The sequence below is a fragment of the Homoserinibacter gongjuensis genome (genome assembly GCF_030161875.1).
GTDB classification, from domain to species: Bacteria; Actinomycetota; Actinomycetes; order Actinomycetales; family Microbacteriaceae; genus Homoserinibacter; species Homoserinibacter gongjuensis.
On sequence record NZ_BSVA01000001.1, the window covers coordinates 2,467,744 to 2,489,846 of the forward strand.

General features: G+C 70.7%; 17 protein-coding genes and 4 pseudogenes. 11 read left to right on the forward strand and 10 right to left on the reverse strand.

The annotated features are described in order from the left end of the window. Nucleotides 1-96: 96 nt before the first annotated feature. Complete coding sequence (locus QQK29_RS13275; protein ID WP_284300958.1) at nucleotides 97-2,223, forward strand: DEAD/DEAH box helicase; 2,127 nt, start codon at nucleotides 97-99, stop codon at nucleotides 2,221-2,223. A 910-nt stretch (nucleotides 2,224-3,133) separates the two neighbouring features. On the opposite strand, the gene QQK29_RS13280 is transcribed toward QQK29_RS13275, so the two are convergent. Together QQK29_RS13280 and QQK29_RS13285 are read right to left on the reverse strand one after the other, a co-directional pair. Further along, entirely contained in the window at nucleotides 3,134-4,006 is an 873-nt protein-coding gene (locus QQK29_RS13280) for an aminodeoxychorismate lyase (RefSeq protein ID WP_284300960.1), read from the reverse strand. After that, entirely contained in the window at nucleotides 4,003-4,329 is a 327-nt protein-coding gene (locus QQK29_RS13285; protein ID WP_284300962.1) for a tryptophan synthase subunit alpha, read from the reverse strand. The genes QQK29_RS13280 and QQK29_RS13285 overlap by 4 nt, the downstream gene beginning before the upstream one ends. Before the next feature lie 56 nt (nucleotides 4,330-4,385). Here QQK29_RS13285 and QQK29_RS13290 point away from each other — a divergent pair, with 56 nt between their 5' ends. Genes QQK29_RS13290 through QQK29_RS13300 form a run of 3 tightly spaced genes read left to right on the forward strand, consistent with a single transcriptional unit; the run spans nucleotide 4,386 to nucleotide 6,244 of the window. Next, nucleotides 4,386-5,291 (forward strand): DnaJ domain-containing protein, encoded by a 906-nt coding sequence (locus QQK29_RS13290; protein ID WP_284300964.1) that lies wholly within the window; start codon nucleotides 4,386-4,388, stop codon nucleotides 5,289-5,291. Nucleotides 5,292-5,339: 48 nt separating this feature from the next. Then, on the forward strand, nucleotides 5,340-5,645 hold the full coding sequence (locus QQK29_RS13295; RefSeq protein WP_284300966.1) for a hypothetical protein: 306 nt from the start codon (nucleotides 5,340-5,342) through the stop codon (nucleotides 5,643-5,645). After that, nucleotides 5,588-6,244 carry a transglutaminase-like domain-containing protein gene (locus tag QQK29_RS13300; RefSeq protein ID WP_284300968.1) on the forward strand — a complete coding sequence of 219 codons (657 nt, stop codon included), beginning with the start codon at nucleotides 5,588-5,590 and terminating at the stop codon, nucleotides 6,242-6,244. The genes QQK29_RS13295 and QQK29_RS13300 overlap by 58 nt, the downstream gene beginning before the upstream one ends. Before the next feature lie 15 nt (nucleotides 6,245-6,259). On the opposite strand, the gene QQK29_RS13305 is transcribed toward QQK29_RS13300, so the two are convergent. Beyond that, complete coding sequence (locus QQK29_RS13305) at nucleotides 6,260-6,418, reverse strand: hypothetical protein (RefSeq protein WP_284300970.1); 159 nt, start codon at nucleotides 6,416-6,418, stop codon at nucleotides 6,260-6,262. A gap of 484 nt (nucleotides 6,419-6,902) precedes the next feature. Between QQK29_RS13305 and QQK29_RS13310 the strand changes: the two genes are divergently transcribed. Continuing rightward, the gene (locus QQK29_RS13310) at nucleotides 6,903-7,133 is read left to right on the forward strand and encodes a hypothetical protein (protein ID WP_284302075.1); all 231 of its coding nucleotides are present in this window, start codon (nucleotides 6,903-6,905) and stop codon (nucleotides 7,131-7,133) included. Nucleotides 7,134-7,842: 709 nt separating this feature from the next. Here the strand turns inward: QQK29_RS13310 and QQK29_RS13315 are convergent. From QQK29_RS13315 to QQK29_RS13330, 4 genes and pseudogenes are all read right to left on the reverse strand, one after another. Beyond that, nucleotides 7,843-7,950: pseudogene (locus QQK29_RS13315) on the reverse strand (DUF2510 domain-containing protein); the annotation flags it as partial. Nucleotides 7,951-8,068: 118 nt separating this feature from the next. Continuing rightward, nucleotides 8,069-9,040: a DUF2510 domain-containing protein gene (locus tag QQK29_RS13320; RefSeq protein WP_284300971.1), complete on the reverse strand. Its 972-nt coding sequence runs from the start codon at nucleotides 9,038-9,040 to the stop codon at nucleotides 8,069-8,071. Nucleotides 9,041-9,180: 140 nt separating this feature from the next. Then, on the reverse strand, nucleotides 9,181-9,951 hold the full coding sequence (locus QQK29_RS13325; protein ID WP_284300973.1) for a DUF2510 domain-containing protein: 771 nt from the start codon (nucleotides 9,949-9,951) through the stop codon (nucleotides 9,181-9,183). A 64-nt stretch (nucleotides 9,952-10,015) separates the two neighbouring features. Beyond that, nucleotides 10,016-11,290, reverse strand: a complete 1,275-nt coding sequence (locus tag QQK29_RS13330) for a DUF2510 domain-containing protein (RefSeq protein ID WP_284300975.1) — start codon at nucleotides 11,288-11,290, stop codon at nucleotides 10,016-10,018. Nucleotides 11,291-11,477: 187 nt separating this feature from the next. Between QQK29_RS13330 and QQK29_RS13335 the strand changes: the two are divergent. Further along, nucleotides 11,478-14,025, forward strand: a pseudogene (locus QQK29_RS13335) (DEAD/DEAH box helicase). Here the strand turns inward: QQK29_RS13335 and QQK29_RS13340 are convergent. Next, nucleotides 14,012-14,353, reverse strand: a complete 342-nt coding sequence (locus QQK29_RS13340) for a hypothetical protein (RefSeq protein ID WP_284300977.1) — start codon at nucleotides 14,351-14,353, stop codon at nucleotides 14,012-14,014. The pseudogene QQK29_RS13335 and the gene QQK29_RS13340 overlap by 14 nt on opposite strands. A 189-nt stretch (nucleotides 14,354-14,542) precedes the next feature. On the opposite strand from QQK29_RS13340, the gene QQK29_RS13345 reads away from it, so the two are divergent. The 3 genes from QQK29_RS13345 (at nucleotide 14,543) to QQK29_RS13355 (ending at nucleotide 17,522) form a co-directional block, all read left to right on the forward strand. Continuing rightward, on the forward strand, nucleotides 14,543-15,688 hold the full coding sequence (locus QQK29_RS13345) for an inorganic phosphate transporter (RefSeq protein ID WP_284300978.1): 1,146 nt from the start codon (nucleotides 14,543-14,545) through the stop codon (nucleotides 15,686-15,688). Between the two features lie 58 nt (nucleotides 15,689-15,746). Beyond that, nucleotides 15,747-15,902, forward strand: a complete 156-nt coding sequence (locus tag QQK29_RS13350; protein ID WP_284300979.1) for a hypothetical protein — start codon at nucleotides 15,747-15,749, stop codon at nucleotides 15,900-15,902. 78 nt (nucleotides 15,903-15,980) lie between these two features. After that, nucleotides 15,981-17,522 carry an aspartate ammonia-lyase gene (locus tag QQK29_RS13355; protein WP_284300980.1) on the forward strand — a complete coding sequence of 514 codons (1,542 nt, stop codon included), beginning with the start codon at nucleotides 15,981-15,983 and terminating at the stop codon, nucleotides 17,520-17,522. 1 nt (nucleotide 17,523) lies between these two features. On the opposite strand, the gene QQK29_RS13360 is transcribed toward QQK29_RS13355, so the two are convergent. Together QQK29_RS13360 and QQK29_RS13365 are read right to left on the reverse strand one after the other, a co-directional pair. Then, the gene (locus tag QQK29_RS13360) at nucleotides 17,524-17,685 is read right to left on the reverse strand and encodes a hypothetical protein (protein ID WP_284300981.1); all 162 of its coding nucleotides are present in this window, start codon (nucleotides 17,683-17,685) and stop codon (nucleotides 17,524-17,526) included. A gap of 16 nt (nucleotides 17,686-17,701) precedes the next feature. Beyond that, nucleotides 17,702-20,108 (reverse strand): annotated as a pseudogene (locus tag QQK29_RS13365) (ATP-dependent DNA ligase). A 159-nt stretch (nucleotides 20,109-20,267) separates the two neighbouring features. Here QQK29_RS13365 and ku point away from each other — a divergent pair. Together ku and QQK29_RS13375 are read left to right on the forward strand one after the other, a co-directional pair. Further along, nucleotides 20,268-21,175 (forward strand): annotated as a pseudogene (gene ku, locus QQK29_RS13370) (non-homologous end joining protein Ku). A 118-nt stretch (nucleotides 21,176-21,293) separates the two neighbouring features. Continuing rightward, a complete protein-coding gene (locus QQK29_RS13375; RefSeq protein ID WP_284300983.1) occupies nucleotides 21,294-22,094 on the forward strand; it encodes a CPBP family intramembrane glutamic endopeptidase in 801 nt (266 codons plus the stop codon). Nucleotides 22,095-22,103 lie beyond the last annotated feature (9 nt).

The window sequence follows — 22,103 nt, forward strand, 5'->3', positions numbered from 1 at the left end:
CGATCTGCACCGAGAATCCGATCCGGCGCACCGCCGGATCACACGTAGCCGCGACGCACTCCGTCGCGATGGGGTGAACAGCCCTCGAGGAGAACGATGGCCACATCCGGCCAGAAGACCCGTACCGGTACGAAGTCGGGCGCCAAGACGGCGCAGCGGCGGCGTGCCCACCAGGACGAGACGGGCATCATCCCCGTGCTCGCACGCGTCGTGCGCGGCATCGAGAACGCCGCCGAGCGCGGCAAGGTCAACGCGTCCAATCGCGTGCGCTACCGCGTCGTCGCGGTGCTCGCGCGGGAGGAGCGTGCCCGCATCAAGGCGGATGCGACCCTCGGCGACGCCGAACGCGCCAAGGAGCTGACGCGGCTCGACGGCATCGCGACGATCATGGCCAAGACGGCCGCGCGCGACGCGAGCCTCATCCAGCTGCTGACCGACACCGCGCCCCTGAGCCCGGCCGCCCAGGAGGTGCGCCGCGCCCTGCTCATCGAGGCGGGCACACCGCTGGCCCCCGAAGACCTCGTGGTGGTGACCGAGCCGGAAGCCAAGCCCGTCGTCGAGGAACGCCAGGTGGTGCCGCAGTCGGTGCGGCAGTACCAGATGTCGAACCCCTTCCTGGCGCCGGATTTCAGCGCGTATCAGAAGCCGGCGCCCGTCACACGGGGCCGTCTCGACAACTGGGAGCTCATCGAGCCGCTGTTCCGCTCCTTCGAGATGGGGGCGGGCGGCAGCGCCGCGACGATGGACCTCCCCGAGGCGCGTTCGCTCGCGACGCCGGGCGGGCTCGAGCTCATGCGTCACCAGGCCCGCTTCGTGGAATCGGCCCGTGAGGGTCACCGCAGCTACCTGCTCGCCGATGAGCCGGGCCTCGGCAAGACGGCCCAGGCACTGCTCGCGGCCGACGTCGCGAACGCCTACCCGCTGCTCGTCGTCGTGCCGAACGTCGTCAAGGTCAACTGGTCGCGCGAGGTCGAGAAGTGGACTCCGCATCGCACCTCGACGGTCGTGCACGGCGACGGCGACGACATCGACGCCTTCGCCGACATCGTGATCGTGAACTACGAGGTGCTCGACCGGCACGTCGCGTGGCTGTCGCGCCGCGGATTCCGCGGCATGATCGTCGACGAAGCGCACTTCATCAAGAACAAGGACTCGCAGCGCTCGAAGAACGTGCAGGCGCTGTCGAAGTCGATCCGCCAGCAGACGCCCGACCCGCTGCTCATCGCGCTCACCGGAACGCCTCTCATCAACCAGATCGAGGACTTCCGCATGATCTGGCAGTTCCTCGGCTGGATCGACGAGAAGAAGCCCCTCCCCGGCCTCATGGCGGCGCTCGAGGAGACCGAGCTCACCCCGGTCGATCCGGGGTTCTTCTCGGCCGCTCGTCGGGTCGTGATCGAGATGGGCATGGTGCGCCGCAAGAAGGTCGACGTGGCCGCCGACATCCCGGCTCGCCGCATCGCCGACATCCCCGTGGAGCTCGACGGAGAAGCGGGGCGGTCGATCCGCGAGGCCGAGCGTGCACTCATCGCGCGACTGCTCGAGCGGTACCGCCGGCTGCGGGCGGCGCGCCCGGATGCCGATACGGCGGATCTCATCCGTCTCGTCGCGGCGGCCGAGCTCGAGGAATCGAAGCAGGGCGGCAGCTCGGGCGACAACGTCTTCACCATGGTGCGGCGGATCGGTCAGGCCAAGGCCACACCGGCGGCGGACTACACGGTCAACCTCGCACGCAACGTCGGCAAGGTGGTCTTCTTCGCCAAGCACATCGACGTCATGGATGCGGCGGAGGAGTACTTCGCCAAGGCCGGCCTGAAGACCATCTCGATCCGCGGCGACCAGACCTCCAAGGCGCGTCAGGCCGAGATCGATGCCTTCCAGAACGACCCGGAGGTCGCGGTCGCGGTCTGCTCGCTGACCGCGGCGGGCGTCGGCGTGAACCTGCAGGCCGCGTCGAACGTCGTGCTCGCGGAGCTCAGCTGGACCAACGCCGAGCAGACGCAGGCGATCGACCGTGTGCACCGCATCGGTCAGGAGCTGCCCGTGACGGCGTGGCGCATCATCGCTGCGCAGACGATCGACGGCCGCATCGCCGAGCTCATCGATTCGAAGGCGGGCCTCGCGGCCCGCGCCCTCGATGGGGAGACCGCCGAGGCGGCGGAGGGCTCCGTACAGCTCGAGGCGCTCGTGGCGTTGCTGAGCGACGCCGTCCGGGAGCTCTGAACACTCAACCATCTAGCGAGACTTCACGTCTTGCATGCCGGTGAGGCATGAGTATTCTCGTCTTCACCGGATGGCACGGATCCCCTCGGGGGTCGGCCAGAAGGTGACAGAAAGGCCCTCGGGGCTCGACGAACCTCGGTGTTTCGGCACCGGTGGAACGCGGCGACCGGGGGCCTTTCGTCGTGCGCGGCGCGCGCATCGTGCCACGCCCGGCGGTCACCCGTCAGTCCCCCGCACTGGGGGAGAGCGCGGGGTCGATCGCCGCCTATCGTGATGACTGCACTAGTTGGGGGACTAGCAGGCGGCGGTGATCCTGTCATCATCGCGATTCCGATACGGGGGTATGGGGAATCGCGGACAGCATCACCGCCGCCAGTATTTAACGGCTCGATCGCGACCGGGAACCTTCAACCATCTCGTCAGACTTCACCCCTTGCGTGCCACCGGCGACTGAGTAATCTCTAGTCAACCGATGAGGCGCGAACCCGACGCAGACGGAGAGATTCGAAGCAGAGGGCTCGCAATCGCACGGGGCGGTGATCTTCACGTGTCATCCGGGTCAGCCCGGCGGATGCGAGGAGTGGCCCTCAGGGAACACGGAGCGTGAGTTCCGTCCAGGGGGCAGCACCGGTGGAAGGGATGACATCCCGCAGCCGACGACGGCGGGCCGCATGGCTCGTCGGGACCGGAGGCGGGGAGGATTCCGCGGAGCGCGAGCCCCGCGGGGGAGATTCCGACCACGGGAGCCGTCTCGGACGCGCATGGTTCGCCACGCACGACCGAGCTGCCGCCCAGCGCGATGAACGCCCGCACCGAGAGCTCACGGGCGCGGCGGCCTCACCGACACAGAAGGGCCCCGGAGTAGCTGACCGGGGGCCCTTCGTCGTGGGCGGGCCCGACCTGTTGCGCCTCAGCTCGTGCGCGCGTCGAGCGCGGCGTTCAGCCGGCCGGTGAGTTCGCCGTCGACGGCACGGTGCCGACCATCGACCGAGCGCACGGGCGCGACATGCCGCACGCTCGAGACGAGCCATGCCGCGTCGGCGCTCTCGAGGTCATCGGGGGTGAGCAGTTCGTAGCCCGTGGCGTAGCCGGCGCTCTCCGCCCAGGTGAAGAGATCGGCTTGAGTCGTGCCGGCGAGGATGCCGAGGTCGACGCGCGGCGTCACGAGGCGGGAGCCGAGGCGCAGCAGCAGGCTCGACGTGGGGCCCTCGAGCAGGTAGCCGTCGCTCGAGACGAACAGCACGTCGTCGGCGCCTCGGCGAGCCGCCTCGCGCTGCGCGGCACGGTTCACGGCGTAGCTCAGCGTCTTGGCGCCCGCGAGCAGCCAGGGCGCGGTCTGCGGCACATCGTGCCGGTAGCCGCGATCGAGCAGCACGACGCGGATGCCATCGGTGCGTTCGCGGGTGAAGTCGGGGGATGCGGTGCCGAGCACCCAGCCCGTCGGCACGCCACTGCCTTCGACACCGCGCGTCAGCACGAACTTGATCGACCCGGACGTGACCCCCTGCGAGGTGAGCGAGGCCGCGACCGCGCGTACCGCATCCCGCCAGATCTCGACGTCGGGGCGCGGCAGCTCGAGCATGGCGGCGGATTGCACGAAACGCGCGAGGTGCGCTTCGAGCGCCTGCACGTTCCCGTGCACGAGGCTCGCGGTCTCGAAGACCCCGTCGCCGCGCGTGGGGCCGAGGTCGTCGACGCGCAGGACCGGGGTGGCCGCGTCCCCCAGCCGTGAGCCGGTCGCGACGCCGGCCTCGTCGAACTCGATGATCGCGACGATGCTCATGCGGTGCGTCCTCGGGTGCGTTCGGTGTCGAGCAGCGTCCAGACGGTCGAGCTGAGTGCGGGGTAGGCGAGCGCGATCTGCCGCAGCATCCGGTAGTCGACCTCCACGCTCGGGCGCCGCTCGTTGTCGGCGCGGATGAGCTCGGCACGCAGGGTCAGCACGACGAGTTCGTCGACCGTCGGCAGTTCCTGCATGAAGTCCCACGGATCCTCGCCGGAGCGCAACCGCTCGAACACGACGGTCGTGAGCTCGTCGCTCGCCTCGGCACGCAGCACCTCGAGACTCGCGCGCCGACGCACGCCGGTCTCGTCTCGAGGATTCACCCCTTGAGCCTACGGTGCGACACGAGCAGGAGCCGGTACGCCGTACCATCGAATGCGTGCCCGACAGCCCGCTCGCCTCGTCTCCGTACGAGGTGCTCGGGGTGTCGGCGACCGCGAGTGACGACGAGCTGCGCCGTGCGTACCGCAGGAGGCTGCGGGAGACGCATCCGGATGCCGGAGGTCGCGTCACCGAGTTCCACGCCGTACAGGGCGCCTGGGAGCTTCTGGGCACGGCCGAGGCACGTGCCGCCTACGACGCGCGGGGGCTGAGGGGCACGGCGAGCGCGCCTCCTGCCTACGCCCCGCCGGCACCGCGCCCCCGCACGAACTCGCGGCCCCAGGCCCGCTCGAGCGGCCACCCGGGTGGCTGGTACCGCGAGCGCTACCTCGACGAACTGCGCGAATGGGTGGGCCGTGGCGTCGAGGTGCCCGACCCCTACGACGCGGCGCTCGTGCGCTCGGCACCTCGCCAGGTCAAGCACCTGCTGGCGGCGGCCATCGCCGAGGAGCGCTCGGCGCGCGAACTCGCGGGTCTCGGTATCGGCTACAGCCTGTGGCACGACGTCGACACCTCGGCGGGCAAGATCGACCACATCGTGCTCGGGCCCACCGGTCTGTGGGCGCTGCTGAGCGAGGACTGGGGCGGCGAGGTGCGCGTGAAGGGCTCGGAGCTCATCGGGCAGGCCGTCGCCGGTGACCGGCCCGTGCACGCGCTCTCGGCGCGCGCTCGGGCCTTCGGGCGGGCGGCGCGCGTGAAGTTCTCGGGCATCGGCATCGTCGTGCCGGATGCCGACGCGCCCGTCGTCGCCGACCTCGGCTCCGTGCGCGGGTCGCGCGCGCTGCTGATCCCGCAGCTCCAGTTGGCGCATGTGATCCGCACCGGCATCCCGGGAGTCGGCACGGGCGGCACGGACCTGTTCGAGCTGCGGTCCCGCATCCAGGGCGCCGTGCGATTCGTCTGAGCACCCGCGTGGTCGACACTCGGGCGGTCGGTGACGCATGATGCCTGCATGGATGCGGAACGCGAGCGCGCTCGGCGGCACACGGCCTACAGCGACCCCGGCGCCTGGCGCGAGCGGTGGACGGCGCTCCCCGTCGACGCGGATGTCGCGGCAGCCACCGAGTTGGTGCGCAACCTGGTGTACCACTACCGCGCCGACGGCATCGAGGTGCCGCCCGAGCGACGCAGCGACATCGACAGCCGCTGGGTTGCGCGCATCCTCGAGCTCGACGCGGCGCGGCATCCGGAGCCCTCGACGTGCCGCGCGAACCTGCCGAGCGCGTGGCCGGGTGCTGCCGTGACTACACGCTGCTGACGGTGTCGGTCTTGCGCGAGCGCGGGCTGCCCGCGCGCAGCCGGGTGGGGTTCGCGGGCTACCTCGCCGAGGGATACCACTACGACCACGTCGTTGTCGAGGTGCACGACGGGGCGCGCTGGGTGCGTGTCGACGCGCAGTTCGAGCCGGGGTGGCTGCCGTTCGACACGTGCGACCTGCCGCGTGGCGGCCTCGAGGGGTTCGCGACAGCGGCGGAGGTCTGGCTCGCATTGCGTTCGGGGGAGGCGGATGAGCGCACCTTCGGGGTGCATCCGGGTTCTCCGTTCGCGGGCACCTCGTTCGTCTTCGACTACGTGATCCGCGACATCGCGCACCGAAGCGGCGACGAGCTGCTGCTCTGGGACGTGTGGGGCGCGATGCACGGGGAAGCGGCGGTGCAGGAGGCCGAGGCACGGTGGATGGATGAGCTCGCTCGGCTGGTCGTGGCTGCCGATGCGCAGGATGCGGCTGCGGTCCAGGAGCTCGCGCGTCGCTACGCGCGCGACGATCGTCTCAATCCTCGGGGGCGGGTGGTGCAGGCCAGCCCGTACGGGCTCCCGGATGTCGAGGTCGACCTCGACGCGTGCGCACCGGCGTGAGGCCTGCGCGGCGATTCAGGCGCGATGCACGGGCGCGCCGAAGTCGCCGTGGCCGTCGGGCGTCAGGTCGAGCGCGCGAGCGGTCGACGGCGCCGTGCCGAGCGGACCGCCGTCCGAGGTGAGCGGCACGGGCTGCGGGCCGGTCGTGGGGGCCGCCGAGTTGCCCGACGACATGAGACCGAGGGCGGCGAGATAGGCGGCATTGGTTCCTGCGCCGTTGTCCGACGCGGATGCGTCGTCAGATCGGGGGCTGCGACACCGGCGGCACCGTCGCCGGAGGCGCCATCGTGGGGTGAGACGCGTCGGGGGCCGGCGCGGGGGCCGGCGCTGACGGTGCCGCAGCGTTCGAGGACGCTCCTCCGCCCAGCGAGGCGGGAAGCGCGAGGATCGTGGGTGCCGGGGTGAATCCGGGGATGGCGGGCGCTGACGGACCCGCCTCGAGCTCGAGGGCGGGGGCGGCGGGCGCGGGAGCCGACGCGTACAGCGAAGGCGAGGGAGCCGAGGAGTAGGCCGAGGGCAGCTGCGACGGCTCAGGCGCCGCACCGGGCAGGCTCGGCGCGGAAGCGAGCGAGGGCGGAGCCGCCGGCGGGGAGCGGATGCGAGACTCGCGGCAGAGGTTGCCGCCGCGGGCTCGGTTGCGGGCGGCAGCACGTTCGGCGTGACGCTCGGTGCCGGTGCGGAGGCAGGCGCGGACGACTGGCGCGCGAGCAGCTCGGGCGGCACGGTCGGCACCCGGGGTGCGGCGGGCGGTGCGGCGGGCGCGGGGCCGTCGACGCGGGCCGCAGGCTGGGGTGCCGCGGCGGGAACCACGGACGGGGACGCCGCAGGGGGCGCGACCGCGGCGGCACCGCTCGGCTCCTGCAGGCTCGGCGCGGGCTGCGAAAGGTAGGCGGGCTCTGCGTGGGCGACCGTCGGAGCATTCGGTACGGCAGGCGTGCTCGGCACCGGCGGGGTGTTCGGTTGCTGCACGGTCTCGGCGCGAGGGGCCGGCGCCGACGCGAACGCGGGCTGGCTCGCCTGAGGGGAGCGGCCGGCGCGACGCTCGGGGCCACGCGCTGCTCGGGCACAGGCGGCGCGAGGCGCTGCGAGGCGTGCGGGGCCTGCTGCACGGGCGCTTGCTGTACGGGCGTTTGCTGCACGGGCGCTTGCTGTGCGGGAGCCTGCTGCACGGGTGGCTGGACCGGAGCAACGGGTTGCTGCGCCGCGGGGTTCGCAGCTGCGGGCTCGGCCGGTGCAGTGGTAGCCGCCGGAACGCTCTGCTCGTAGACGACGGTGCGGTGCACCTCAGGTGTCGGCTGCACGGCCGGCGGCGGGGCGACGGGCTGCGGCTGAGCGACCGGCTGCTGTGCGACGGGCTGCTGTGCGGCGGGCTGCGCTACGGCCGGCTGCGTCGGCTGCTGCGCGCCGGGGTGCTGCTGCTGCGCGACCGGCTGCGGCTGCGCGACCGGCTGTTGAACGACCGGTTGCTGCGCGACGGGCTCCTGCACGACGGGCTCGTGAACCACGGGCTGCTGCACGACGGGCTCGGGTGCCGACTGCGCCGCGGGAACCGCGGCCGCCGCGGGCGGCACGACCGGAGCGGGCATCGGCGGAGGAGGCGGGATCGGCGTCGTGTACGCCGTCCAGGCACGCCCGTCCCACCAGCGCTGCATGTTCGCATTGCTGGGGTCGGGATACCATGCCGCTCTCGGCGACACGCCCATCATGTCCGACACGTCAAGCCCCCACTTGTGTCCGTGATGCGTCTGAGCCTATGCGTCGATGGGGTCGCTGCTCAGTCCCCCGTTCGGGTGAGGCAGCGCCTCGCGGGCGAGGAACGCCGGATCAGGGGAGCTTGGGCAGGTGCCACTTACGGCCCTGCTCGTCGACTTGCTGGTCGGGAACGCCGGCCTGAGCAGCCTCCGCCTTGGCCTTGGCTGCGGCCGCGCGTGCGGCGGCCACCGAGACGGGACGCGCGTCGTCAGTCGCGGCGAGGTTGACGAGGGCGGGGGCCGCTTCGGGTTCGGCGGGCGCTTCGGGTTCGGTGGGCGCGGAGGCCGAGGCCTTCTTGGCTGCGGTCTTCGCCGCGAACGCGGCACGGGCCTGAGCCACCGAGGTGAAGCGCTCCTCGCCGCCGCCGGCCGCCGGAGGTGCGGGTGAAGCGGCCGGGGCGGCGGGAGTCGTGGTGCTCGCGGTCGCCTCGACGGCCGCGAGGCCCGCCGCGGCCTGCGCGGCGATCTGCGCGGCGGCGGCAGCAGCGGCGGCAGCCTTCTCGGCCTGAGCTGCGGCGAAGGCCGCGCGCGCGGCGGCGACGGACTGGGTGTCGTCGACGGCGGGCAGGGGAGGAGCGGGGGTCGTGGACGCAAGCGGGGCAGCGGCATCCGGAAGCGGAGTCTCGGCGGCGGGCACCTCGGCGGCGGGCGCAGGCGCCGGCGGAGCGGTCGCGACACCGGCGGCCGTGGGCGGCGGGGGAGCGGCGGCGATGCCGGCGGTGCCGGCGGCAGGCGCGGGAGCGGCAGCGAGCGCGGCGGCGATCTGGGCCGGGTCTCCTGCGGCTTGCGCAGGCGCCGCGGGCGTCGGGGATGCGACAGGCGCGGGGGCCGCGGCGACGGGCTCGGGCTGCACGGGAGCCGTGGTCGGCGGCGCCTCAGGAACGTAGGCGGTCGCGGGGTCGGGCATCGGCAGGCTCTGGGGCACTTGCGCCGGGCGCGGTCGGGTATGCGAGGTCCACCCGAGCCCGTCCCACCAACGCAGCGAATCCGTGTCGGTCGGGTCCGGATACCAGGCGGCGACCGGTGCGGCGGCACTGAGGCTCACGAGTTCCTCCCCTCGAGCTGCAGCTTCCCCTTCAGCTGCTGACAGGGAGTCTAGGGAAGCCCGTCAGGGCGCCTGCAGCCCCGTTGGGGTAACCCCGCATATGGGGTAGACAGCGCGGTCAAGCCGGCCGCGCCCCGCGCTCACTTGATGGCGAAGGCGTAGCTGTAGTCGCCCGCATCCGAGTCGATGCTGACCCACAGCACCTTGTGCGAGCCGTCGGTGAGGGTCACATCGCAGCTGTAGATCGCCCCCACGGTCGTGGTGTCGGCGATAGGCGGGCACGAGACAGCGCTCGCCTGCCCACTGCTGACGAGAGCGTCGCGCACCTCGGATTGGATGCCGACAGCCGTCTGCACGTTGCCGAGCGCGCCGCCGAACCAGGCGGCAACCGGCAACCCGATGAGCCCGACCATGAGCAGCGCCCAGGCGACGAGCTGCCCCCAGCTGCGCGCGAGACGCAGCGCACGGATGACGAGGTAGACGGGCGCGGTGAGCAGCGCCGCGAGGGCCGGCGGCGGAGTGTGCTCCCAGCGCGCCAGCTTGCGTCGGTCGAGCAGCGCGAACGCGACGGTGGCGAGGTAGGTCACGACGAGCGCCGCGACCAGCCACAGCACGTTGGGCGACACGTACAGCCAGGCCCACGCGGCGACCAGCAGGGTCACCGCGAGCAGGGCGGGGGTGAACGAGACGATCCAGCTCTCGGCCGTCGAGGTCGTGCGGATGCGGGTGCGCGCCCGCACGGCCGCGGGGCCGGCGAACGACTGCTCGAGCTCGGCGGAGTCGTCGCCGAGCTCGGGCTTGGCCTGCGTGTGGTCGGTCCAGTTGATGCCGTTCCACCAGCGCACCTGTGCGGGGTCGGACGGATCCTCGTACCATCCGGCGGGCACGACGCGTGTCGCCTGATCGGTCACGCGGACCACCTCCTGTGCGGTTCTGTCGGGTTGAGCGGGGTCGGGACCGACCCGGTGCGGATCGTCATCGGTTGGTGGCGTAGAGGCCCCAGTCGTCGACCCGCCATTCGATCCAGCCGTTCTTGCGCTGGAGGCTGACCTGCACGTTGGAGACCTTGGTGGACGTGACCGCCGTGCAGATCATCGTGTCGCCGACGAGCAGCGGCGGGACGTCGGGGCAAGTGGCCTTGATGCCGCGCGAGCCGATCGCCGAGGCCTGATCCGAGATCGACTGCTCGGCCTCGTTCGAGAACACGCCCGGCGCGAGGGCCATGACGATGCCGGGGATGGCGACGGCCGAGCCGATGAGCACGATCGTGAGCGCCGACCAGGTCAGGAACGGACGGAGGCCGCGGCCGGTCTCGCGAACGACGTTCGACATCCGCGCGATGAGGTAGACGGGCGCCCCGAGGAACGCCCAGTCCCAGTTGGCGGTGCGGGTGTGCCCCATGCGACCCAGCAGCACCCGGTCGACGATCGCGAGGATCACCGTGGCGATGTAGGAGCCCAGCAGGATGATGCCTGCGAAGAGCGCCGAGTCGCGTCCGGCGTTGCCTGCCACGAGGAACATGAGCGCCAGCACGAGCATGATCACCGGCATGAGCGCGATGATCCACACGGGTCCGGTGTTGACCGAGAGGCCGTTCTCGGCCATGACGGCGCGACGGGTGAGCGGCTGGGATGCGTCGTGCTCGGCCAGCACCGTCGGCGTGTAGCTGAAGTTGCTGAAGGCGGCGGGGTCGAAGTTCGTGGTCGTGAAGGTGCCGGCACCCGCAGCGGCGTTCGGGTCGACCTGGAAGGTCGGCACCGAATCGAACACCGGTCCGGGGCTGAAGGCCGGACGGCTCGCGGCGGGCTGCTGCGCCTCGGACGGGTCGATCGGCACACCGAGCAGGTCGTCGTAGCTCGTGTCGAGAAGGAAGGGCGCGCTCGTGGGCGCGTTCTCGATGGGGTTCTCCTGGGCGTACTTGAGACCGGGCGAGACCTCGTCCTCGGCACGCAGCTGCGCTGCGGGGGCCGCCTCGAGCGAGAGCACGGGGTCGGCGACGGCGAACGCCGGGTCGGCGGCCGGCTTCCCGGCATCCGCATCGGTGTGCAGCTCCTCGCGCGGCTGGGCGCTCAGGAAGTCGTCATCGTCGGCGTACGCCAGCTTCGCCGTGACGGTCTCCTGGGCGACCATCGGCTGGCGCGCGTCGGAGGTGTGCTCGGTCCACGCGTGGTTGTCCCACCAGCGAAGCTGGGGAAGTCCGAGCGGATCGGGGTACCACCCCGCCGGCACATGGCCTTCCTCTTCCGCCATGAGATACCTTCCTCACTGCGTTCTCCAGAGGGCAGCCTTCGGATCGCTTCCCCTGACAGAACGACTCGTTCGTCGTCGGACATGATATGGGCGCGCGTAGACCCGCCGATAGATACGACCCTCCCCCAAGCCTGGGGACAAGCCCGAGAGCGCGGACCGACGCCTCGCCGTGCGGCAGACTCGTGAGATGCCCTCCGACACGCTGCCGAATCGCCTGCCGCAGCCGTGGGACCCGGATGCGTTCCTCGCCGTTTTCGACGCGTGGACGCGCGAACGCGGGCTCGCCCTGTACCCGGCGCAGGAGGAAGCGGTGCTCGAGCTCGTGCTCGATCGCCACCTCGTGCTCAGCACCCCGACCGGCACCGGCAAGTCGCTCGTCGCGGTCGCGGCGCACGCCGTCGCCCTCGCGCAGGGCAGACGCTCGTATTACACGGCACCGCTCAAGGCTCTCGTGAGCGAGAAGTTCTTCGACCTCGTGGCGATCTTCGGCGCCGAGAACGTGGGCATGGTGACGGGCGACTCGAGCGTCAATCCCGACGCGCCGATCGTGTGCTGCACGGCCGAGATCCTCGCCAACATCGCGTTGCGGCGCGGAGCGGATGCGGACGTCGACTCGGTCGTCATGGACGAGTTCCACTTCTACGCCGATCCCGACCGCGGCTGGGCCTGGCAGGTTCCGCTGCTCGAGCTGCCGCGCGCGCGGTTCGTGCTCATGTCGGCGACGCTCGGCGACGTGACGACGATCGCCGGCGATCTCGAACGTCGGACCGGTCGGGAGGTCGCGCGCGTGACGGGGGTCGAGCGCCCCGTTCCGTTGCACTACCGCTACGCCGTCACGCCCGTGCAGGAGCTCGTCGAAGGGCTCCTCGCCGAGGGTCTCGCGCCCGTCTACATCGTGCACTTCTCGCAGGCCGCCGCAGTCGAACGCGCCCAGGCGCTCGCGAGCGTTCGCGTCGCGAGCCGCGAGCAGCGGGATGCGATCGCGGCCGCGATCGGCGGCTTCCGGTTCTCGGCGGGCTTCGGCGCCACCTTGAGCCGCCTCGTGCGTGCGGGTATCGGCGTGCACCACGCGGGGATGCTGCCCCGCTATCGCCGCCTCGTCGAGCAACTGGCCCAGCAGGGCTTGCTGCGGGTGGTGTGCGGAACCGACACGCTCGGGGTCGGCATCAACGTGCCGATCCGCACCGTGCTGCTCACCGGCCTCACCAAGTTCGACGGCACGCGGATGCGGCAGCTCACCGCGCGCGAGTTCCATCAGGTCGCGGGTCGTGCGGGTCGCGCCGGCTTCGACACGGCAGGCGAGGTCGTGGCGCTCGCCCCGGAGCACGAGATCGAGAACGCGCGTGCCGCGGCGAAGGCAGGCGACGACCCGAAGGCCAAGCGCAAGCTCGTGAAGAAGCGGGCTCCCGACGGCTTCGTCAGTTGGGGCCCGGCGAGCTTCGAGCGACTCATCGCCGCCGACCCGGAGCCGCTCGCGAGTTCGCTGCGCATGACGGCGGCCATGATGTTGCAACTGCTGTCGCGTCCCGGAGCGGATGCCGCGGCATCCGAGCCCGGGAGCGCCTTCCGCGTCGTGCGGGAGCTGGTCACCGACAACCACGAGCCGCCTGCGCGCCGCGCCGCGCTCGCCCGGCGGGCGATCGCCCTGTATCGCACGCTCCGTACGGCAGGCGTCGTGGAGCAGCTCGGCGGGGGTTCGACGGAACCGCCCGCATCCGGCTGACCCTCGAGCTGCAGCCCGACTTCGCGCTCAACCAGCCGTTGTCGCCCTTCGCTCTCGCGGCGCTCGAGTTGCTCGACACCGACGATCCCCACTACCCGCTGGACGCCCTGAGCGTCATCGAGTCGACGCTCGACGACCCGCGCCCGATCCTCTCCCAGCAGCAGTTCCGAGCGCGGGGTGAAGCGGTCGCGGCGATGAAGGCCGAGGGCATCGAGTACGAGCAGCGCATGGACCTGCTCGAGGAGATCACCTGGCCCCGCCCGCTCCACGAGCTGCTCGAGCAGGCCTACGAGACCTTCGCCTCGAGTCAGCCGTGGATCCGCGATTTCGAACTGCGGCCGAAGTCGGTGGTGCGCGACCTGTTCGAGCGGGCCATGTCGTTCGCGGAATATGTCGCCTTCTACCAGCTGGGTCGCAGCGAGGGCCTCGTGTTGCGCTACCTGAGCGACGCCTATCGGGCGGTGCGCCAGACCGTGCCGGACGAGGCGAAGACCGAGGAGCTGCGCGATCTCATCGAATGGCTCGGTGAACTTGTGCGCCAGGTCGACTCGAGCCTGCTCGACGAGTGGGTGGCGCTGACCGCGGGGGCGCCACCCGCCGCCACGGGGTCGGGCGGCCCGGCGGCGCCACCGAGACGGTGCCGCCGCCTCCGCCGGACGTCACGACGAACGCGCGCGCCTTCCACGTGCTCGTGCGCAACGAGGTGTGGCGACGGGTTCAGCTCGCGGCCCTGCAGCGTGACGACGAGCTCGTCGCGCTGGACCCGGATGCCGAGTGGCCGCTCGCGCTGGACGCCTACTACGCGGAACACGATGCGATCGGCGTCGGACCGGACGCGCGTTCGGCGGCGCGGGTCATCATCCGGCAGCTTCCCGACCGCTGGGAGGTGCGTCAGATCATCGACGATCCCGCCGGTCACCACGACTGGGGGATCGATGCGCAGGTCGACCTCGCGGCGTCGCGCGAGGCGGGCGCCGCGGTCGTGCGGGTCGCGGGGCTCAACCGCCTGTGAGCGGGCCCGCGTCGTCGTCGTCTTCGTCGTCGCGTACGCGTGCGCTCGGGCGCCGCGAGTAGTCGACGTCGGTCTCGCGCGAGCGTTGCGGGCCGGGAAGCGCGCGCACGAGCCACGCGATAGCGGGAATGATCGCGCTCACCAGGGCGACGACGCCGATGATCGCGAACACCGTGGCGATCACGGGGCTCGCCCGTTCCGTGCAGGGGCTGTCGGCGTCGAGGCAGCCGTTCGCGGCCGAGGTCGAGATGTCGACCACGGCGAAACTGATCGCTGCCACGACGATCGCGATGATGGCGATCGTGCCCAGCGCCCTGCGGGAGCGCACGCGCGTTTCTCCTACCGGTTCCGACCCCTCGATCCGGATGCTAGAGGGCACCGCCCACGACACGTCATCCCCCTTCCGGGGGTTTCTCGAGCTGTCTGCCACCCATCCGGGGAGAGAGGCGGCGCCTGGGCCGGCAGCGCGCCGCCCACGAGTTGCCCGAGGTGCGGCGGCATGTTTTGATTACCCGCAGTGGACCCCCTAATTCTGGTCGCGCTCGTCATCGCGCTGGCCCTGTTCTTCGACTTCACCAACGGCTTCCATGACACGGCCAATGCGATGGCGACACCCATCGCGACGGGCGCCATCAAGCCGAAGGTCGCTGTGGCGTTGGCGGCGGTGCTCAACCTCGTGGGGGCGTTCCTCAGCACGGAGGTCGCCAAGACCATCTCGGGCGGCCTGATCCGCGAGGGCGAGGGCGGGGTGCAGATCGGCCCCGAGCTGATCCTGGCCGGGCTCATCGGGGCGATCGTGTGGAACCTCGTGACATGGCTGCTGGGGCTGCCCTCGTCGTCGAGCCACGCCCTCTTCGGCGGGCTCATCGGGGCCGCGATCGTCGGCGCGGGCTTCGCCGTCATCAACGGCTCGGTGCTCGTCTCGAAGATCCTGATCCCCGCGGTGCTGGCGCCCCTCACGGCGGGGTTCGTGTCGTACATCGCGACCAAGATCGCCTACGCCGTCACGCGCAAACGGCAACGCAATGGCTTCAAGCGCGGGCAGGTGTTCACCGCGAGCCTCGTCTCGCTCGCACACGGCACCAACGACGCGCAGAAGACGATGGGCGTCATCACCCTCGCGCTCATCGCTGCCGGTTTCCAGACGGGCAGCACGGGGCCGGAGTTCTGGGTGATCGCGGCGTGCGCCTTCGCGATCGCCGCCGGCACCTACTCGGGTGGCTGGCGCATCATCCGCACCATGGGTCGCGGCATCACCGAGGTCGAACCCGCGCAGGGCTTCTCGGCCGAGGCGGCCACGACCGCGACGATCCTCGCCTCCACCCACCTCGGCTTCGCCCTCTCCACGACGCAGGTCGCATCCGGCGGCGTCATCGGAACCGGGCTCGGGCGCAAGGGCGCCTCGGTGCGCTGGCGCACCGCCGGCCGGATCGCGCTCGGCTGGCTCATCACGATCCCGGCAGCGGGCGTCGTGGGCGCCGCGGCGGCGCTGCTGGTGGGCCTCGGGCCCGGCGGCATCATCACCGCAGTCGTGCTCGCGGTGCTCGCCATCACGGGCATCTTCCTCTGGTCGCGTCGCTCGCGCGTCGACCACCGCAACCTGCACCAACCCGAGCCGGGCGTTTTCGTGCGACCGAAGAAGAAGCGGAAGGCGCGCCGATGATCGACTGGCTGGCATTCCTGACGGTCTTCGTGGCCTCCTCGTCGCGGCCTGCATCACCGTGACGCTGTTCTCGCTCGGCCTGCGCTTCGGCGACGGGGAGGCGGCGTGGCGGCGTCCCGTCTCGATCGCGATGTTCACGGTGTGCGGCGTCGTCGTGCTCTTCGGCCTGTACCTCATCGTGGGCGACCACCTGCTGGAACTCGTCGGGCTCTGAGCCCTCTGAGCGGCGGACGGCCTCGCCGTGATCGGGTCCGCCGTAGACTCGCATCACACTCATCGAAGGAGATGCGCGATGCCCGACACAACCGGCATGACCGCCTCCGAGCAGTTGTTCGTCGACGGTGAAGCCCACCTGACGACCGGCCCCGACGGGGCCCGCGACCTGCTCTCAGGCACCGGACCCACTCGCACGGAGACCGACTCGCTCGGCGACTTCGAGATCCCGGCGGAGGTGTACTGGGGCGTTCATACCGCGCGCGCGCTCGTGAACTTCCCCATCACGCGCCGCGCGATCTCGAACTACCCCGACCTCATCCGTGCGCTCGCCCGCGTCAAGCAGGCGGCGGCCCGAGCCAACAAGGAGCTCGGGGTGCTGGATGCCACCAAGGCCGATGTGATCGACCGGGTGTGCGAGCGGATCGCGAACGGCGAACTGCACGACCAGTTCGTGGTGGGCGTCATCCAGGGCGGTGCAGGCACGAGCACCAACATGAACATCAACGAGGTGATCGCGAACGCGGGCCTCGAGGAGCTCGGCTTCGCCAAGGGTGACTACGCGCACCTGCATCCGATCGACGACGTCAACCGCAGCCAGTCGACCAACGACGTCTATCCCACGGCCATCAAGCTCGCGATGGTGTTCAGCCTCACCCGTCTGCTCGAGGAGCACCAGAACCTCACCGCGAGCTTCCGTGCCAAGGGTCGCGAGTTCTCCCACGTGCTCAAGGTCGGGCGCACCCAACTTCAAGACGCCGTGCCGATGACGCTCGGCCAGGAGTTCGCGGGGTTCGCCACGACCCTCGCCGAGGACTACGACCGCCTCACCGAGGTCAAGCCCTGGCTCAACGAGATCAACCTCGGCGCCACGGCGATCGGCACCGGCATCACCGCCGACCCGCGGTACGCCGAGTCGGTGCGGCACCACCTCGAGGAGCTCACCGGCATCCCGCAGGAGACGGCGCCCGACCTCATCGAGGCCACGGCCGACGCGGGCATCTTCATGACGCTCTCGGGCACGCTCAAGCGGGCCGCGGTCAAGCTCTCCAAGATCTGCAACGACCTGCGGTTGCTCTCCTCGGGTCCGCAGGCGGGGCTCGGCGAGATCCACCTGCCGGCGATGCAGGCGGGGTCGTCGATCATGCCAGGCAAGGTCAACCCCGTGATCCCCGAGGTCGTGAACCAGGTCGCCTTCAGCGTCATCGGCGCGGATGCCACGGTCACCGCGGCAGCAGAGGGCGGCCAATTGCAGCTCAATGCGTTCGAGCCCGTGATCGCGCACTCGCTGCTGCAGTCGCTCGCGTGGATGACCAACGCCTGCCGCACGCTGCGCGTCAACTGCATCGACGGCATCACGGCGAACGAGGCCCGGCTCGCCGGCCAGGTCGCCTCGAGTGTCGGCGTCGTGACGGCGCTCACGCCCTACATCGGCTACACCGAGGCGGCGACGCTCGCCCACGTGGCGCTCACCACGAACGCCTCCATCGCCGACCTCGTGGTGGGGCGCGGCCTCATGTCGGCCGACGAGGTCGCACGGGTGCTCGCGCCCGAACGCCTCTCAGGCATCGTGCCCGTGACGGGCGCGATCCCGGTGGTCGTGGGCAAGGTCGTGGAGTAGCTCAGACCGGCCGCTCGTCGTCGAGCGGCACGTCGTCGTCCTCGTCCTCCTCGACCTGCTCGTCCGGGTCGAGGGTGGGCGGGGGCGACGGCTCCTCCTCGTCGAGAGGGACGGGGCGCTCGTCCTCGGGGTTCGGCTCGTAGTCGATCGTGTCGCGGTCCATGCGTGCTCTCCTTCCCTCATCCCACCGTGCCTGATTCCATTGTGCGCTCCCACCGCACCTCGGTGGGGGACTTGTCGAAACGCCAGCCACGCCAGACCGGATGCCGCAGGCGTCCGTCCCCGGTCGCCTCGCTGTACTCGACCTCTCCGACGAGCTCGGGTCGCACCCAGTGGGCATCGCGCGCGTCGGCACGCGGAACGCCCTCGATCTCCGCGGCGTCGGTCACGATGGCGTCGAGGCGCTTTCGTGCGGCGGTGAGATCGCGGTCGCTGAAGCCGGTTCCGACGCGACCGGCATAGCGCAACGCACCGTCGGCATCCGGGATCGCCAACAGCAGCGAGCCGATCGTGTCGGCCCGCACACCGTTGCCGGGGCGCCAGCCCGCCACGACGACCTCCTGCGCGCGGGTGTGGCGGAACTTCAGCCAATCGCGGCTGCGCCGCCCTTCGCGATACGGCGAATCGGCACGCTTGGCCATGACGCCCTCGAGCCCGAGTTCGCGGCTCGTCGCGAGCGCGGCCTCGAGATCGTCGCCCGCCTCCGGGGGCACGCGGATGAGGTCGTTCTCGCGCACGAGACGCTCGAGGCGCGCACGGCGCTCGGTGTAGGGCAGCGAGGTGAGCGAGCGCCCGCCCTCCTCGAGCACATCGAACACGTAGTACTCGACGCCGACGGCCTTGCGCGCGCGCTCGACATCGCGCGGGTTGGTGAGTCCGGCACGCTGCTGGATGCGCCCGAAGCGCGGCACGCCGCCCTCGTCGGGGGCCACGATCTCGCCGTCGAGCACCACGTCACCGCGCACGGCTTCGGCGAGCACCGCGAGCTCGGGGAAGGTCGGCGTGAGGTCGAGACCGTTGCGCGAGGTGAAGGTCACCTCGTCGCCGGCGACGCGCGCGACGGCGCGGAAGCCGTCCCACTTCATCTCGAAGCGCCATCCGTCACGGTCGCGGAGTTCGGAGGGCTCTGCCGCGGTTGCGAGCATGGGGTGCACGGTGCCGGCGCTCCGGGTGCGCGTGCCGACGACCGTCTTGCCGCGGCGCAGACCTCGGCCCGGCGAGGTGCTCGGCGGCTTGCGATACGGCTCGCTGCCGTCGTGCTCCGGATGCGGCGTCTGGTCTTTCATGAGATGGATGAGCCACTGCGGCTTGTCGTCGTCGCCCCCGGTGCGGATGAGCGCGAGCCGGTGCGAGCCGTGCTGATGCCCGTGGATGGTCACGATGACCTCCTGGCCCTCGCGCCACTTCTCGAGGTCGTAGGTGCCGGAATCCCAGATGGTCACGGTGCCCGCCCCGTACTCGCCCTTCGGGATGGTGCCCTCGAAGGAGCCGTAGGCGAGCGGATGATCCTCGGTCTGTACCGCGAGGTGGTTGACACCCGGGTCGGTCGGCAACCCCTTCGGCAGCGCCCACGACACGAGCACGCCGTCGCGCTCCAGTCGGAAGTCGTGGTGCAGGCGCGTGGCGTGGTGCTCCTGGATCACGAAGCTCGGCGCGGAACCGGATGCGGCATCCGCCTGCTCACCCATCGGCTCCGGGGTCTTGGCGGCATCTCGCATCGAGCGGTAGGTGCCGAGCCGTTCGTCGACGTCATTTCCGAGGTGGATGGCTCGCCGAGAGTTCGGCGAGCGGGTCTCCTTTCGCGCTCAGGCGCTCGAGCACCTCGTGATACTCGAGGTGGCGCAGGTTCGGCGAGCTGAGCTCCCGCCAGGTGCGAGGAGCAGCGACGGTGGGGCGCAGCCTGCCGCGTAGCGAGTAGGGCACGATCGTCGTCTTGCTGCCGTTGTTCTGGCTCCAGTCGAGCAGCACCTTGCCGCCCCGCAGCGCCTTCTTCATGTCGCTCACCACGAGGTCGGGGTGGTCGGCCTCGAGCGCGCGGGCGAGTTCCTTCGCTACCGCCGAGACCTCATCGCTCGACTGGGTTCCGTCGAGTGCGGCGTAGAGGTGGATGCCCTTGCTGCCGCTCGTGACGGGCATCGGGTCGAGCCCCATGTCACCGAGGATCTCGCGCACGAGCTTGGCCACCTCGACGCACTCGGGCAGTCCCGCGCCCTCGCCGGGGTCGAGGTCGAGCACCATGCGGTCGGGGTTGCGACGGGTTCCGCCCCGCCCGAAGCGCCACTGCGGAACGTGGATCTCGAGCGCGTTCTGCTGCGCGATCCACACGAGGGTGGCGAGGTCGTTGACGAGCGGGTAGGTGTTGACGTGATCGCTGTGCTGGATCTCGCGACGCGGAACCCAGCTGGGCGCGGAATCCGGCAGGTTCTTCTCGAAGAACACCTGCCCGGCCTTCTCGGCCGTCCCCACCCCCGAGACCCAGCGCTTGCGGGTCGCCGGACGGTCCTTCGCGTGCGGGATGAGGTAGTCGGCCACGCGCGTGTAGTAGTCGATGACGTCGGCCTTGGTGGTGCCCGTCTCGGGGTACATCACCTTGTCGAGGTGGGTGATACGCAGCCGGTGGCCGCCGACGCTCACGTACTGTTCGGCGCTTCGATCGCTCGGGGGACCATCCGGGCACCCTAACCCGCGTGATCCCGCCCGGACAACGGGGTTCACACTGTCCACATTCCACGCGAGAATGACGGGATGCGCTCCATCTGGAAGGGCTCGCTCAGCTTCGGCCTCGTGAACGTGCCGATCAAGCTGTACTCGGCGACCGAGGACCACGACGTTCCGCTGCACCAGGTGCACGACAAGGACGGCGGACGCATCCGCTACAAGCGCGTGTGCGAGATCGACGGCGAGACCGTCGACTACGAGCACATCGCCAAGGCCTACGTCGACGGCGAGCAGACGGTCATCCTGACGCCCGACGACTTCGCGGCCCTTCCCGTGGAGCGCTCGCGCGACATCGATGTCGTGGAGTTCGTGCCGACCACTCAGATCGATCCGATCATGCTCGACAAGAGCTACTACCTGGCGCCCGACTCTAAGTCGACGAAGGCGTACGTGCTGCTCATGCGCACGCTCGAGGAGTCGGATCGCACCGCGATCGTGAAGTTCGCCCTGCGGCAGAAGACCCGCCTCGCTGCGCTGCGCGTGCGTGACGGCGTGCTGACCCTGCAGACGCTGTTGTGGGACGACGAGGTGCGCGAGGCGCGGTTCCCCGAGCTCGACGAGTCGCCCAAGATCACGGATGCCGAACTGAAGATGTCGCGGCAGCTCGTCGAGAGCTTCGCGTCCGACTTCACGCCCGAGAAGTTCACCGACGACTACCAGGAGCAACTGCGCACCCTCGTCGAGGCGAAGCTCGAACAGGGCGACGCCCTCGACACCGAGGCGACCTTCGGCCGCGAGACCGAGGGAGGCGGCGAGGTGCTCGACCTCATGGAGGCGCTCAAGCGCTCGGTCGAGAAGCGCCGTGGGGAGACGCCCCGGCGGCGAAGGTACCCGCCAAGAAGGCCGCCGCGAAGAAGGCGCCCGCGAAGAAGGCACCCGCGAAGAAGAGGCCTGCCGCCAAGAAGCCTGCCGCGAAGAAGACGAAGTCGGCGTAGCCGGAGGCTTCGAGACGCGTCCGCTTCGCGGGCGCTCCTCAGCCACCTCCACGGGGATCCGGTGGTTGAGGAGGCGCCGAAGGCGGCGTCTCGAAACCACCACTGACATGCTGGCTCTGTGTCACCCACTCCTTGGAGCCGCCGCGCGCTCATTCCCGCGGCGGGCGTCGCGGCATCCGCGCTCGTGCTCTTCGGGTTCCAGCTGCCGGGCTGGGGTCACCTGCTGCTGGTCGCCGCGGTCGGCCTCGGCTGGTGGATGGATCGCGAGCTCGGCGCCGATCTCACCCTCATCGGCGTCGGCATCGCGATCGTGTCGTCGACCTCAGTCGAAGCGGATGTCGAATGGGGCTCGTTCTTCCGCATCGGCACCGTGCTCGCGCTCGCGGTGACCGTGCCGTTCCTGCTCGATCGGTTCCTGCTGAAGCGCCGCGCCATCCGCTTTCCGTGGCGTAGCCGCCAGAAGAAGACGCGGCTCGAACTCGCCTATCTCTTCGCCGTGCCGTTCTTGGGCTGGCTCATCCTGCCGTTCTACTTCATCCGGTCCGGGGCATACCAGAACTGGCCGCACATCACCGACCTGTCGGAGCTCGGCCGCTTCTTCGTGGGCGTCAACGCGGTGGGCACCTGGGACGAGCTGTTCTTCATCTGCACGTGCTTCGCGCTGCTCAGGCGCCACTTCCCGGTGCTGCCGGCGAACCTCATCCAGGCCGTGATCTTCGTCTCGTTCCTGTGGGAGCTGGGTTACCGGGCGTGGGGCCCGCTGCTCACCTTCCCGTTCGCGCTGCTGCAGGGGTACCTGTTCGCACGTACCCGCTCGCTCGGCTACGTGCTGATCGTGCACCTGCTGTTCGACGCGATCGTGTTCCTCGCGATCGTGCACGCGCACAATCCCGGCTGGATCCCGATCTTCATCTACTGAGGTGGGACC